This is a genomic window from Lutimaribacter marinistellae (assembly GCF_042648365.1).
Taxonomy (GTDB): Bacteria; Pseudomonadota; Alphaproteobacteria; order Rhodobacterales; family Rhodobacteraceae; genus Lutimaribacter_A; species Lutimaribacter_A marinistellae.
The window spans coordinates 97998-111165 of sequence record NZ_JBHRXI010000002.1 but is presented as its reverse complement, the minus strand read 5'-3'; the positions used below and the strand labels follow the sequence as shown (position 1 = coordinate 111165).

At 62.5% G+C, this 13168-nt stretch carries 12 protein-coding genes; 8 read left to right on the top strand and 4 right to left on the bottom strand.

From position 1 onward, the window contains the following. The first annotated feature begins 52 nt into the window (after positions 1-52). From ACFORG_RS03500 to ACFORG_RS03490, 3 genes are all read left to right on the top strand, one after another. Positions 53-763 carry a TetR/AcrR family transcriptional regulator gene (locus ACFORG_RS03500; protein WP_386734006.1) on the top strand — a complete coding sequence of 237 codons (711 nt, stop codon included), beginning with the start codon at positions 53-55 and terminating at the stop codon, positions 761-763. A 188-nt stretch (positions 764-951) separates the two neighbouring features. After that, entirely contained in the window at positions 952-1566 is a 615-nt protein-coding gene (locus ACFORG_RS03495; RefSeq protein ID WP_386734005.1) for an NAD(P)H-dependent oxidoreductase, read from the top strand. Continuing rightward, on the top strand, positions 1566-3491 hold the full coding sequence (locus tag ACFORG_RS03490; protein WP_386734004.1) for a monovalent cation:proton antiporter-2 (CPA2) family protein: 1926 nt from the start codon (positions 1566-1568) through the stop codon (positions 3489-3491). The genes ACFORG_RS03495 and ACFORG_RS03490 overlap by 1 nt, the downstream gene beginning before the upstream one ends. Before the next feature lie 136 nt (positions 3492-3627). Here ACFORG_RS03490 and ACFORG_RS03485 read toward each other — a convergent pair whose 3' ends face one another. Continuing rightward, positions 3628-4446: an aspartate dehydrogenase domain-containing protein gene (locus ACFORG_RS03485; RefSeq protein ID WP_386734003.1), complete on the bottom strand. Its 819-nt coding sequence runs from the start codon at positions 4444-4446 to the stop codon at positions 3628-3630. Between the two features lie 101 nt (positions 4447-4547). Here ACFORG_RS03485 and ACFORG_RS03480 point away from each other — a divergent pair, with 101 nt between their 5' ends. From ACFORG_RS03480 to ACFORG_RS03460, 5 genes are all read left to right on the top strand, one after another. Beyond that, positions 4548-5933 (top strand): MmgE/PrpD family protein, encoded by a 1386-nt coding sequence (locus ACFORG_RS03480; protein ID WP_386734002.1) that lies wholly within the window; start codon positions 4548-4550, stop codon positions 5931-5933. 69 nt (positions 5934-6002) lie between these two features. After that, positions 6003-6698: a GntR family transcriptional regulator gene (locus tag ACFORG_RS03475; RefSeq protein WP_386734001.1), complete on the top strand. Its 696-nt coding sequence runs from the start codon at positions 6003-6005 to the stop codon at positions 6696-6698. Then, positions 6667-7443, top strand: coding sequence for an SDR family NAD(P)-dependent oxidoreductase (locus ACFORG_RS03470; RefSeq protein WP_386734000.1), 777 nt, complete (start codon positions 6667-6669; stop codon positions 7441-7443). The genes ACFORG_RS03475 and ACFORG_RS03470 overlap by 32 nt, the downstream gene beginning before the upstream one ends. A 113-nt stretch (positions 7444-7556) precedes the next feature. Then, positions 7557-9248, top strand: a complete 1692-nt coding sequence (locus ACFORG_RS03465) for a thiamine pyrophosphate-binding protein (RefSeq protein ID WP_386733999.1) — start codon at positions 7557-7559, stop codon at positions 9246-9248. 220 nt (positions 9249-9468) lie between these two features. Continuing rightward, positions 9469-9879, top strand: a complete 411-nt coding sequence (locus tag ACFORG_RS03460; RefSeq protein ID WP_386733998.1) for a GFA family protein — start codon at positions 9469-9471, stop codon at positions 9877-9879. A 110-nt stretch (positions 9880-9989) separates the two neighbouring features. Here the strand turns inward: ACFORG_RS03460 and ACFORG_RS03455 are convergent, their stop codons facing one another. The 3 genes from ACFORG_RS03455 to ACFORG_RS03445 form a co-directional block, all read right to left on the bottom strand. Next, positions 9990-11477, bottom strand: coding sequence for a tripartite tricarboxylate transporter permease (locus ACFORG_RS03455; protein WP_386733997.1), 1488 nt, complete (start codon positions 11475-11477; stop codon positions 9990-9992). Next, entirely contained in the window at positions 11477-11935 is a 459-nt protein-coding gene (locus ACFORG_RS03450) for a tripartite tricarboxylate transporter TctB family protein (RefSeq protein WP_386734113.1), read from the bottom strand. The genes ACFORG_RS03455 and ACFORG_RS03450 overlap by 1 nt, the downstream gene beginning before the upstream one ends. 95 nt (positions 11936-12030) lie before the next feature. Further along, positions 12031-13017, bottom strand: a complete 987-nt coding sequence (locus ACFORG_RS03445) for a tripartite tricarboxylate transporter substrate binding protein (RefSeq protein WP_386733996.1) — start codon at positions 13015-13017, stop codon at positions 12031-12033. Positions 13018-13168 lie beyond the last annotated feature (151 nt).

Sequence of the window (13168 nt, the reverse complement as noted above, 5' to 3'; positions counted from 1 at the left end):
TTTTTACTTTCTTGTAAGCTGCGGTAAAGAAGAGTGAAACAGGAGCAGGAAGATGGCCACGAAGCCCGAAACAGACCACCGGACACGTGCCGCTGCTGCACGACGTGCCAAGATGCGCGAACGCCTGATCGAGAGCGCCGTGCTGGTGTTTGCCGAAAAAGGCGTGGATGCGTCCGTGATCGATGACGTCATCGCAACGGCCGGCGTGTCACGCGGGACATTCTACAATTATTTCCGCTCGAACCAGGAGTTGTTGTCCGCGGCAGGCGATCAGCTTGGCGACGAGCTTGTCGAGATCATCGAACATAAGGTCAGTACCCTTCCCGACCCGGCCGAACGGCTGGCCACCGGCATACGCCTGTTCATCGAAACCGCGCGCCGTTATCCCCTTCTGGGTCGGTTCACCGCGCGTGCAGGGTTGGAATCCGGTGGGCCGGGCAACCTGATCTACGATTATCTGCCTGTCCATATCCGCCAGGGCATTGCGCAGGGCCGGTTCATCAACATGCCCATGACCGTTGCACTGGATCTCATCCGTGGAACTGCGGTTATCACCGTCTATCGGCTCAGCATCGGTAATGGCGATGAGACGGATGCCGATGAATCCGTTGCCGCGATCCTTCGCGGTCTCGGGCTTTCACCTGCGGATGCGCAAGAACTGGTGAAGCGTGACCTGCCCGAGCTTGTCGTGTCCAACACAGGTTTGCTGGAGCGCAGCAAAAAGCGCGCAGAAGAAGCCGGTATCGAACTCGTCAAATCGTGACCGCCGCAAAAGCGGCAGCCTCTTCATGGTCCAGCGTCTGCTGAAGCGTCGGACCAAGTTACCAAAAGTATACTGGTTGATATCTGTATACCTGCAATCCAAGATCCGGCGAGTCCCCGCCCGGCCGACAAGGATTGCCCAATGCCCTTCTCCCTTCCCGCCCCTTCCCCCGAACGTCGGAGCATGTGATGCGTCCGATCGTCTACCTCGCGCATCCCCGGCTCGACCGGTCCGAGATCAACGGCCCGATGTTCCGTATCGCGCAGGAACTGCCCGGTATCACCTGCGTGGATCTCTACGCCGAATACCCCACGTTCCACATCGACATCCCTCACGAACAGGCGCGGCTTGTCACGCATGACGCGGTCATCTTTCTGCACCCGGTTTACTGGTATTCCTGCCCCGCCCTGATGAAGGAGTGGATCGACCTGGTTTTCGAACACGGCTTTGCCTACGGGCAGGACGGTCATGCGCTGGACAACAAGGTGATGATGCAGGCCGTTACCTGCGGAGCCGCTGCACAGACATATCATCCGGACGGCGCCAATGGCGCCCATTTGCGCGATCTGCTGGCCCCGTTCGAGAAATCCGCAGACCTGTGCAGGATGCGTTACCTCGCGCCCTTCACCTTGTTCAGCGCGGGCAAGGCCGAGGAGGACGGCCGCGACGCGGTTCACCTTGGGCAATGGCGCGCCCTGCTGACCGCCCTGCGCGACGATACGCTGAACATTCCCGCTGCGCGCAAGGCGCTGACGCTCAACGACATCGCGGCCACCCTCGCCGCCAGCCCGGAGACCGCGTGATGGAGCTGTTGTCCACCGCCTTTGTCTATCTCGTCGCCGCCGTCATCGCGGTGCCGATTGCCAAACGGCTTGGCCTTGGTTCGGTCCTTGGCTACCTCATCGCGGGTGTGGTCATCGGACCGGCCCTGGGCATCGTGGGCGGCGAAACCGTCGAGATCCAGCATTTCGCGGAATTCGGTGTGGTCATGATGCTGTTCCTCGTCGGGCTGGAGTTACAGCCCGCGATGCTCTGGCGGATGCGCACGCAGCTACTGGGCCTCGGCGGGTTACAGGTCGTTGGCACCACGCTCGCCATGGCCGCGTTCGGCCTGCTCTTCGACCTCACCTGGCAGGCCGCCGTGGCGCTTGGCATGATCCTTGCCCTGTCATCGACCGCCATCGTACTGCAAACGCTCAACGAAAAGGGCTGGATGCGCAGCAATGGCGGGCAAAGCGCCTTTTCCGTGTTGCTGACGCAGGACATCGCCGTCATCCCGATGCTGGCGCTCATGCCGCTGCTGGCGGTGGGTGGCCCACCCTTGCTGGACGGCCATGCCTTTGCACCCTCGGACAATCCGTGGGGCGCGGCGCATGCCGCGACGCCAGCTGACGGTCACGCCGCCCCTACAGCCTTCGAAACCCTTCCGGAATGGGGTCAGGTACTGGCCATCCTCGCCATCATCGCGGGGATCATCGTAGCGGGCCGAACGATCATGCGACCGATCTTTCGCTTTATCGCCGAGTCGAAGCTGCGCGAGATCTTTACCGCCGCGGCGCTCATGCTGGTGATCGGCATTGCCCTGCTGATGACCTATGTCGGCCTTTCTCCTGCACTTGGCACATTTCTGGCCGGCGTCGTCCTGTCGGATTCCGAATATCGTCACGAGCTTGAATCCGACATTGAACCGTTCAAGGGCCTGTTGCTGGGCCTGTTCTTTCTCACCGTCGGTGCGGGCATCGATTTCGGCCTGCTCCTGTCGAACCCGGCTGGCTTGGTCGGTCTTGCTGTCGGGCTCATGGTCCTCAAAGGGGCATTGCTATACGTCTTGGGCACGGCGTTCGGCCTGAAGGGCGCTGATCGCTGGCTCTTTACCCTCGGACTTGCCCAGGCAGGTGAATTCGCCTTTGTGCTTTTCGGCTTTGCCAGCAGTGCCGGGGTGTTGCAGCCCGACATCGTGAAACCGATGACGCTGGTTGTCGCGCTGACGATGGTCCTGACGCCCCTGACCTTCATCCTCTACGAAAAGGTCCTTGCGCCGCGCTCAGTTTCGACCTCGGACCGGCCGGCTGACACGGTAGACCAGCAAGGGAGTGTCATTATTGCGGGCATGGGCCGGGTTGGGCAGATCGTCACGCGCCTTCTGATGACGAACGGCCACACGGTGACGGTTCTGGACCATGACCCCGAAACGATCGAGAACCTGTCGCGCATCGGCTTTCGGGCCTTTTACGGCGATGCACTGAGGCCCGACCTGCTGCACGGCGCGGGGCTGGAAGAGGCTGACCTGTTCGTTGCGGCACTGGATGATCGCGAGAAGCAGACACAGCTGGTGGCGCATGTGGCGCATGCCTACCCGCATGTGCGCATCCACGCCCGGGCCCATGACCGACATCATGTCTACGAGTTGGAAAATGCGGGCGCGCATCTTGCGCAGCGAGAAACCTTTGAGGCGGCGCTTGCCATGGGCCGCGACGCTCTTGTCGAGATGGGGTATCATCCGTTCCGCGCGGAAACCGCCCGGCGCAAGTTCCGCGCACATGATTTCCAGTCGCTCAACAACCTGCGCGATGCCTGGAATGCAGAGGGCGTATCACGCAACTATGTCGATACCATGCGCGCCCACCAGCAGACCCTGTTCGACCTGATGAGTACCGATCGCGCCGAAAATCACGACCGTTCCGAGCGCGGCTGGACACCGCCACCGCGTGGAGATGCCGGTCAATGATCCACGGAAACGGCGGTTTGGTGCCGCCGCTCCCGTGACCCATACAGGTCATGATCGCCAGTCACCCATTTGCGAAAGTGCGCTTGGCGGACCACTGACCATCGCGCGATGCGTGCTTCTGCTCGCTCGGCCACGGTCAACTGCCGATGCGCAGCGTTGCGGTATCGTGGCGCAACGCGGCCAGGATGCTCAGCGCGACAACCATGCTGGTGCGATTGTTGTCGGGCGAGGGGAAGTTCTGCGATTCCATGTCCAGCTCGACCGCGCGCGCCTTGACCGTCAACCGGTGTCGCGCGCCGGGCAAGGTTCCGTCGGCGCGAATGCGCACCCGTGTCCGGTCCAGCCCGATCCCCGCCAGCCCGAGCGTCACCGCGACGTTGAAATGGCGCGGAAAGTACCCCGCCGCCTCGCGCGCGCTGCCCTCGAAAACCTCGACAGGTCCGGCGGCAGCGGCATCGAGGTCGATACCGTGTTCCTTCACATAGGGTTCATGCGCGAAAGAGGCCGGGTTGATGTGCGAGGTCAACAGGACCTCGTCAATCTCGTCCTCGGCCGCCGCGCGGATGATGTCGATCCCCGGCAGGGTGCCGCCCGCGATCTGTAAAACGGCGTCGCTGTCTTGGGCGATGTCGATCAGGTCCAGATTCTTGGCCAGCGCGCCAACGCTGACCGCCACGACATGGCCACCGGCGCGCAAGGTCGGCTCCACCACGTCGCGGAAGCCGTCATAGGTCGAACACTCCACCAGGATCGCGTCAAAGCCGGGCGCCTCGGCAGAGGTGATAATCGGCACGTCGAGGCCCAATTCCTCCGCCGCCCGCGCGGCCTTGTCCTTGTCCCGCGCGACGATGGCCGCGATGCTCAGATCGGGATCTGCACCGCCGCCCAAGCGTCGCGCAAGCTGGCGTCCTATATTGCCGAAGCCACCCAGAATGATCCGTTTCGGTTTGGCCATGACAATCCTTCCGCGTGAAATCACCCTTTTGGGTCAATATGTATTCTTGCATGTATACATTTATTCATGCAACATGAAACGAGACCGGACAGGAGGCCCTGATGACCGCGCGTGCCCCGATCACCGACCAGCTTGCCAGATTTATCGCGGATTTCAGCCCGCAGGTCCTGCCTGAAGACGTGATGGCCTATACCCGCGTGCTTACCAGTGATGGTCTCGGTGTGCTCTGCGCGGCGACCCACTCTGACGTGACCGCCGCGCAAGGCATTGGTGCCTTTGCCGAAGCGGTCGGTGGAAATGGCCAGGCGACCCTGATCGGGAGGGGCCGCAAGACGGACCCGGTCACCGCAGCGCTGGCCAACGGAACGCTTGGCTATGCCGCCGATTTCGAACCTCACCACCCCGAGGCGATCCTCCACCCGGTCGCCGTGATGATCCCGACCGCGCTTGCCCTGTGCGAAACCCACGGGCGCAGCGGGGCCGATGCGCTCGCCGCCGTGGCGCTGGGATGCGAGATCACCTGCCGCGTCTCGATGGCGATGAACCCGCGTGAGCTTTATGCGCGCGGTTTTCACCCCTCGGCCATCGCGGGTAGTTTCGGGGCCGCCGCCGCCTCGGCCTTTCTGCTGCGGCTCGAGCCTGAGCAGACTGCGCGCGCCCTTGGGCTTGCCGCGCTGCAAACCAGCGGCTTGCTGGCGTGGCAGGACGACCCGCGCGAGGATGCCCGCCCCTTTCAGATGGGACTGGCCGCGCGCAACGGGGTGATGTCGGCCATGTTGGCCAAGCAGGGGTTCGGCGCGCCTGACCGTATCTTTGACGGCGGACATGTCGTGCTCGACGCCTATAGCGGCGTGGCCGATCCGGGGCACCTTACCCACGGGTTGGGTGAGGTCTGGGATGGCGTGATGGAGCTTGCGATCAAGCCTTACCCTTGTGTTTCCTTCCTGCATCCTGCGCTGGATGCGCTGGTGCGACTGATCGAAGACCATGACCTGAAATCGGAGCAGATCGACGGCCTTTCGCTGCGCTTTGCCGAAGCGGGCGCGCATTGCGTCGACGACAACCCCCTCAAGGGTCATTCGGCACAGTACATTCTGCCCGTGCGCGCTGCGATGGGGCGGCTGTCCTTTCTCGACCTGTTCACGGATCGACGCAAGACCGAGCCCGAGGTCGCCCGTCTTGCCAACGCTGCCACAGTGATCCGCGACACGGGGGCGTTCAACGATGCCTTTCCCGATTTCTACATGGGCGACGTCACGCTGACATTGACGGACGGCCGGCAGGTTTCGGCGACTGGAAAGATCGCGCGCGGCTACCCCGAAGAGCCACTGCCCCAAAGCGTGCTTGACGACAAGTTCGCCGAGGTCACCGGCACCGTCTACTCCCCAGAACGACAAGCTGCGCTGATACGCGCAGTCCAGGGTTTGCACGACGCACCGGATGTCACCACGCTCACCGCCCTGCTTGAACAGCCGCCTGATGCATGACGCCCCGCAAGCTTGACGCCTTCCCCTGACAGAACGCATACATATTCAAATACAGGAAGAGGACAGCGCATGGCGACCGCACAAGACAGCAAAAGGATTCGGCCCACGCCCTCGACCTCGCAGCGTGCCTATTCCCAGCTCCGCGAGCAATTGCTGCGGTTCAAGTTCCTGCCAAACCAGAAGATCAACGAGGTGTTGCTGGCCAGCGATCTCGAGATCAGCCGCACGCCCCTGCGGGAGGCGTTGAACCGTCTGGCCGCCGAAGGGTTGCTGATCGACCGGGGCCGCGGCTTTTCCGTGCCGGGGCTGGAACCTGCGGTGATCTTTGACCTGTTCGAAGCCCGGCAAGAGATCGAATGCGCCATCGTGCGACTGGCCTGCACACGCGCCGAAGACGCCGAGCTGGATAGCCTGTCCGATTTCCTCGAGGCGAGCATGGCGGAATCGCCGGACGCTTCGGTTGATCGCCTGATGGAACTCGACATCGGCTTTCACGACGCTATCGCGCAAATGGCCCGCAACGCCGTGTTGCGGCAAACCCTCACCAATCTCAACGACCGGGTACACCTTGTCCGCTGGATCGCGATGGAGGGGCGTCGCGACCGCACGCAAGCCCAGCACCTTGAGATACTCGGGCATCTGCGCGCCCGTGACGAGACTGCCGCGATGGCCGCGATGAGAAACCACATACTGCACCGCAACGAGGATATCATGGCCGCCATCAAGTCCGCCTATGGCCATGTCTACACCCGCGACACAAGCTGAACGGATGGAGCGCTACCTGATCATCGGCTCGGGATCGGGCATCGGGGCCGCACTGGCCCGGACTCTTGCCGGACCCGGGGTGGAGTTGATGCTGCATACCGGCAGCAATGCCGAAAGGCTCGCCCGCGTCGAAAACACGTGCCGGGAGGCCGGGGCCACGGTTAACAGCCTGTTGGGCCGGACCGAGGAGGCCGCGTTGGCCGAACGTGTTGGCGACTGGCTCAACACCCTGCCGCCGGGGGGGCTGACAGGCTTTGCCTTTGCTGCAGGGTATGCCCGTCTAGGGAGGCTCGATCATGCCGATACCGATGCCCTGCGCGCGGCCCTGAATGCGATGCCGGTAGCCTTTCAGACGCTGGCTGCCTTGACCGCGCCGAAACTGGCTGAGGGACGCGGTCGCATGCTGTGCGTCAGCGCGTTCGGTGCGCATCGGACGAAAACTCACTCCTATGCTCCCACCGCCCCGGCCAAGGCCGCGCTCGAGGCGCAGGTACGCGTTTTCGCGGCCAATCTCGCACCGCGTGGAATCACCGTGAACGCGGTGGTGCCGGGCTTCGTGGCAAAGGATCCGGGCACGCCGTCCTCGCTGACGCCCGAACAATGGGCCGAGGTGACCGGAACGATCCCGATGGAGCGGTTGGGCACACCCGACGAAGTCGCCGCCATGTCTGCCTTCCTGCTGTCCGAACCGGCAGGCTACGTCACCGGGCAGAGCATTCACGTGAATGGCGGCCTGACCCTCTGAATGATCGTGCAGCAGGGCATTGCGTCACTGCCGACATCATTGTATACATTTAAGCATTCAATGTTCTTTCGGCTATTATCGGTTGTCCCGATATCGCGCCCAAAGGGGGACCCATGCAGAACAAGCTCAACGGCGCCGAGGCGATGGTGCGGATGCTCGAGGCGCACGGCGTCTCGCATATCTTCGGCCTGTGTGGCGACACTACGCTGCCATTCTACGACGCACTGCATCTGCTCGATCACGATATTAACCATGTCCTGACACGAGATGAGCGCAGTGCAGGCTATATGGCCGACGGATACTCGCGCGTGACCGGTCGCCCCGGTGTTTGCGAAGGGCCGTCGGGTGGCGGGGCGACCTATATCCTTCCCGGATTGATCGAAGCATCCGAAAGCTCTTATGCGATGCTGGCGATCACCACCGATATTTCGGTCGGGACGTACGGAAAATTTCCCCTGACCGAGGTCGATCAGGACGCATTGATGCGGCCTTTGACCAAGTGGAACACCGTCATCAAGCAGGCCGATCACATTCCGCGCATGGTCCGCGCGGCATTCCGAGCGATGACGACCGCGCGCCCCGGCTCGGCCCATCTCGGCCTGCCCTATGACATTCAGTATCACCCGGTCGACCCCGAGGATATCTGGGCCGATCAGCGCCTGTCCACCTACCCGGCCTATCCGACCGGCCCTGACGAGGGATCCGTCCGCGCGGCTGTCGATGCGATCCTGTCGGCGAAATCCCCCCTCATCGTCTGTGGCGGCGGTGTAGTTGTCGCCGGCGCAATGAACGCGCTTGAGCGGATCGCCACCCGGCTCGATATCGCGGTGGCGACCTCGATCTCGGGCCAGGGCGCGCTGGCCGACACCCATCCCAACGCGCTTGGTGTCGTCGGCTCCAACGGCGGCACGGACGAGACATGGGAGATGATGCAGGCCGCGGACCTGATCGTGTTCATGGGATGTCGCGCAGGTTCCACCACCACGGCCCGGTGGGAGGCGCCCAGCGTCGGCACCCGCATCGTGCATTTCGACGTCGACCCCATGGTGATCGGGGCCAACCTGCCCACCGAGGTGGGAGTCGTCGGAGACCTGTCGATGTCACTGGCCATGGTCAATGCCGAACTCGACCGCCGAAACCAGGGCGCGGGAACCTTCGGGGGTGCCGCAGCCGTGGCCGACATCAAGCGGCGCAAGTTCGAGATCTTCGACCGCATCGCCGCCGAAGAAAACCGCCCGATCCGCCCCGAACGCATCATCGCCGACCTGATGAAGGTGCTGCCGCCGGATGCCACGGTGGTGTCCGACCCCGGCACCTCCTGCCCCTATTACTCGGCTTATTACCAGCAACAGCTGGCCGGGCGCTATTTCATTACCAACCGCGCGCATGGCGCCCTTGGATATGCGATGGCGGCCTCGTTGGGCGCCTGGCACGGGAGGCCAGCGTCAAAGACGGTGGCGTTGATGGGCGACGGTTCCTTCGGCTTCACGGTGGGGGAGCTGGAAACCGTGTGCCGCTGCCGTGCGCCGATCACCTTCGTGGTTTTCTCGAATTCGAATTTCGGCTGGATCAAGGCCAGCCAGATGGCCGACAAGGGATCGCGCTACTACAACGTCGACTTCGGCCGCGTCGACCAGGCCGCCGTCGCCGCCGCCTATGGTGTGAAATCCTGGCGCGTCGAAGACCCGGCACAGCTGCAATCCGTGCTGAAGGAAGCCGTGGAACATGACGGCCCCACCCTCGTCGACGTGATCTGCCAGCCGCTGGAAGAGGCCAACGCACCCGTGCGCCGCTGGATGGGCTGAGCCGCCCGCATACCGAAACACTCCCCCTGCCCCGGCCCGCGTGCCGGGGCTTTTCTTTTCCGAATGCCCGTCAGTCCCGACAGGTGACACTGCGGAGGCTGGATGCGGCCGCAATGAGAGGATCGAGCCCTTTTTGACCGTGATCCGACACACGGATACATGAGGTCAATAAAGACGCGTTCGACTGGCGACAGGGGCTTGCTTGTCGAGAGGAGGATCAATGGACGACAATCCGACCACCGGGCAATGCCTTTGTGGCGCTGTGAAATTCCGCATATCGGGAGAGTTCGAGGCCTTTTTTCTGTGCCACTGCTCCCGCTGCCGCAAGGACAGCGGTTCGGCCCATTCTGCAAGCTTGTTTTCGTCTACTGCCAGCCTCACCTGGGTATCAGGCGAGCAAAGCATCAAGACGTTCCGGCTCTCGGGTTCACGCCACATGAAGAGCTTTTGCGCAAGCTGCGGATCCGCACTGCCAGTTTGCCAGCCGGAAGTTGGTTTGCTCGTGGTGCCGGCAGGGTCTATCGACAGCCCGATCGACATACGACCCAACGCGCATATCTGCTGTTCCAGCCGGGCGAATTGGGACAACGACCTGGCCTCGATCGCAAGGATCGACGAGCTTCCCGGCTGAAAGGTCAAGCCGATGATGAATCTCGGACAATAGCCAGACCACTAGGACGCGACCGTAAGCTTCATCCGGCCAACCGACCGAAACACTCTACGCGCAATACCGGCCTTGCCTCAGTCGAACTTCGGCGCGCGGATGCGCAGGAAATAAATGAACACCCCTGTCATCACGTACAGGCCGATACTGATCGGGCTCGCGAAAAACGTCATGACATCACCGTCCGAGGTGATGAGTGCGCGGCGCAGGTAGAGCTCGAGGTAGGGACCAAGGATGATCCCCATCAGCATCGGTACCAGCGGATAGGACATCAACCTTAGCGCCCAGGCAAAAACACCGATCGCCAGCGCCATCCACATCTGGAACACCGAATAGGTCGAGGCATAGGTGCCAACCATCGCGATCATGGCGATGAACGCATATAGGACGCCCCGGTTCATCCGTGCCAGCCAGATGTAATAGGGGCCAAAAACCAGCACAGACAGAAAGACAAAGACCGCAGCCACCATCAGCGCGGCAAACATCGGTGCGATCGTCGCCATCTCGTTCGTCAACAGGCCCGGCCCCGGCACCAGACCGTGAATGAGCAGCACGCCAAAGATGATCGCCGTCACCGAGTCGCCCGGAATTCCCAGCGTCAACAACGGCACGACGGCCCCGCCGCACATCGCGTTATTGGCCGATTCAGCCGCGGCCAGCCCCTCGTGCGAGCCGGAACCGTATTCCTCGGGTTTGCGGCTGACGCGCTTGGCCTCGGCATAGGCGACGAAAGATGCCATCGAGGCACCCCCACCGGGCAGCATCCCGATCAACACGCCGATGACCGAGCTTTTCGCGTAGGTCAGGAACCCGATCTCGCGGATTTCGGACCATTTCGGAACGAAGTCACGATGCCCGACCTTGAACTCCGGCGCGTCGAGCGCTCCTCGCTTGGGCGCGCCGCCTTGCAGAAGCAATTCGCAGATCGCGAACAGGCCGATCACCGCGGGCAACAGCTGCACCCCTTCGATCAGGTTGGCGCTGCCGAAATCGAACCGCCCCTGTGCCACCATGTTGTCGAAGCCGACGGTCGAGATCATCAGCCCCAGCGTAACGGTGACGAGGCTTTTCCAGATCGACCCCTTGGCGACGATCACCACCGTCACCACCGCCATGAAGACCAGCGCGAACTTGTCCGGGGTCCGAAACAGCAGGGCAAACTCGCTCATCGGGATGGCCACGAACATCAGCACGGCCGCGCCGATCACGCCACCGATCGAGGAAGCCAGCGCATCGAGGCTCAACGCCTTGGCCCCATGGCCGCGCTTCATCAGCGCATGGCCCTCCATCGTGGTGATCGCGCCCGAGGCCGCCCCGGGAATATTCACCGTGATACCCGTCACGCTACCCGCATAGATGCCGGCCATGAAGATCGACATTACCATGACGAGCGCGTTGGTCAGTTCCATCGCAAAGGTGAACGGCAGCAAAAGGGCGATGGCCAGCGTCGCCGTCAGCCCCGGAATCGCGCCGAAGACCAGCCCCATGACAAAGCCGCCGACGAGGTAGAGAAAGGTCTCGACATTTGCCAGCGCGCCGAACCCGCCAAGGATTTCACCGAACATCAGAACATCCCCTGCGGCAGAAACAGATCGAAGAGCTGTACGAAGAACAGCCAGCCCACCCCGGTAACGCCAGCCGCGATCAGGGCCGATGTACCCAGAGCCTTGACCGGGCCAATGCGTTCTTGTTCGAATAACCAGCCGACGGCAAAGGTATATAGAACCGTCGCGCCCCAGTATCCGAGCAGTTCGAAGGCTGCGATGAAACCCCCGGTCAGGACGATCAGCGCAACGCTGCGCATCGCGAAATCAGCCTCGCGTTCTTCGCCGTCAAGCCCGCCGCGCAACGCTTCGATCATGACGCCAAGCGCCCCGATGGCGAGGAGCGCGACAAGGATCAGCGGCAGGAACGAAGGTCCGGGTTCACCCCGCTCGAATGGCAGCGGCAATTCCAGCGCCTGAACAAGATAGCCCAGGTCGAGAACGAGAATGAAAAGGGCGAAAACGACCTGGCGGTTCATCGTCACGAGGCGGCCTTCTTGTTGTCAGGGGTCAGTGATACGTCGACCCGACTGCTTTGCGCAGCCGGGTCGAACTTGCTGCAAGACGGGCAAACTCACTCGCCGATGACGCCGTCCGCCTTGAGCTTGTCGAGCATCGCGGTCGCACGTTCGCGCGTCTTCTGAACGAAGGCTTCGGTTTCCGCCCCGTCCATCCAATAGGCGTTCATGCCCGTGGCGCTGGCCTTCTCCTGGAACTCGGGGTTGTCGAATGCGGCCTTGAACCCCTCGGTCAGCGTCTGCTTGATGTCATCGGGCGTGTCTGCCGGAACGGCCAGCACGCGCATTCCGCCCCAAACGACGTCATACCCAAGTTCCTTGAAGGTCGGCACATCGGGCAGGCTGGGGTCACGCTTGTCACCCATGACGGCAAGCACGTTGACCTGCCCCGCGTCATGGGCACCGGCCACTGTGGCATAGCTGAGGCTGCCAGCGTCGTTCTCGCCCGAAATCAGGGCCTCGCGCTGCTCGGCGGATCCGTTGGGGAAGGGTACGTGGTTCAACTCGACCCCAATCTGGTCGGCCATGTCGAGCGCATGAAGATGCCAGATTCCCGCGATGCCAGAGTTCGAGATGGTGACATCGCCCGGTGCCTCCTTGGCCGCGGCGATGAAATCATCCAGCGTTTCCCAACCGGTATCGGCGTTCACCGCCAGAACCGTCGGATACAGCGTGACATTGGCAAGGTAGCTGAGCTGCGACATGTCGTAGCCCGGCACCAGGTTCTTGTAGGGCACGGTGATCATGCTGTCCCATGTGAGGGATCCGATCGTGTAGCCGTCGGGCCGCGATTTCATCAGCCGCAACGTGCCGACGCCGGATTGCGCGCCCGTCACGTTCTGGGTACGAATACCCACGCCGAGCGGTTCCTCGGCATATTGCAGAAAGGTGCGCATCACCGTGTCGGTCCCGCCACCCGCGCTCCACGGCATGATGTGGGTGATATCCTTGGCCGGATAGTCCTGTGCACCGGCGGTAACGGCAGCGGTGGCGGCCAGGGCCAGTCCAGCGATACCTGCACGAATGCTGTTTCGGATGGTCATGATGATCCTCTCTCTGTCTGTTGGGCCGCGTGGATCCGCCCGTGCGGGCGATGCCTGACCGTTCTTTGCGGTCTCCGTAGCGGGTGGCTCAATTTGTATACAACATGCTATACATTAAAGAGTGCAATGCAACGGTTTTCGATAGAGCCGT

Excerpts from the sequence above, each read along its gene's own strand:
- ACFORG_RS03500 (WP_386734006.1), top strand. The coding sequence starts at position 53 with ATGGCCACGAAGCCCGAAACAGACCACCGGACACGTGCCGCTGCTGCA.
- ACFORG_RS03495 (WP_386734005.1), top strand. The coding sequence starts at position 952 with ATGCGTCCGATCGTCTACCTCGCGCATCCCCGGCTCGACCGGTCCGAG.
- ACFORG_RS03490 (WP_386734004.1), top strand. The coding sequence starts at position 1,566 with ATGGAGCTGTTGTCCACCGCCTTTGTCTATCTCGTCGCCGCCGTCATC.
- ACFORG_RS03485 (WP_386734003.1), bottom strand. The coding sequence starts at position 4,446 with ATGGCCAAACCGAAACGGATCATTCTGGGTGGCTTCGGCAATATAGGA.
- ACFORG_RS03480 (WP_386734002.1), top strand. The coding sequence starts at position 4,548 with ATGACCGCGCGTGCCCCGATCACCGACCAGCTTGCCAGATTTATCGCG.
- ACFORG_RS03475 (WP_386734001.1), top strand. The coding sequence starts at position 6,003 with ATGGCGACCGCACAAGACAGCAAAAGGATTCGGCCCACGCCCTCGACC.
- ACFORG_RS03470 (WP_386734000.1), top strand. The coding sequence starts at position 6,667 with ATGGCCATGTCTACACCCGCGACACAAGCTGAACGGATGGAGCGCTAC.
- ACFORG_RS03465 (WP_386733999.1), top strand. The coding sequence starts at position 7,557 with ATGCAGAACAAGCTCAACGGCGCCGAGGCGATGGTGCGGATGCTCGAG.
- ACFORG_RS03460 (WP_386733998.1), top strand. The coding sequence starts at position 9,469 with ATGGACGACAATCCGACCACCGGGCAATGCCTTTGTGGCGCTGTGAAA.
- ACFORG_RS03455 (WP_386733997.1), bottom strand. The coding sequence starts at position 11,477 with ATGTTCGGTGAAATCCTTGGCGGGTTCGGCGCGCTGGCAAATGTCGAG.
- ACFORG_RS03450 (WP_386734113.1), bottom strand. The coding sequence starts at position 11,935 with ATGAACCGCCAGGTCGTTTTCGCCCTTTTCATTCTCGTTCTCGACCTG.
- ACFORG_RS03445 (WP_386733996.1), bottom strand. The coding sequence starts at position 13,017 with ATGACCATCCGAAACAGCATTCGTGCAGGTATCGCTGGACTGGCCCTG.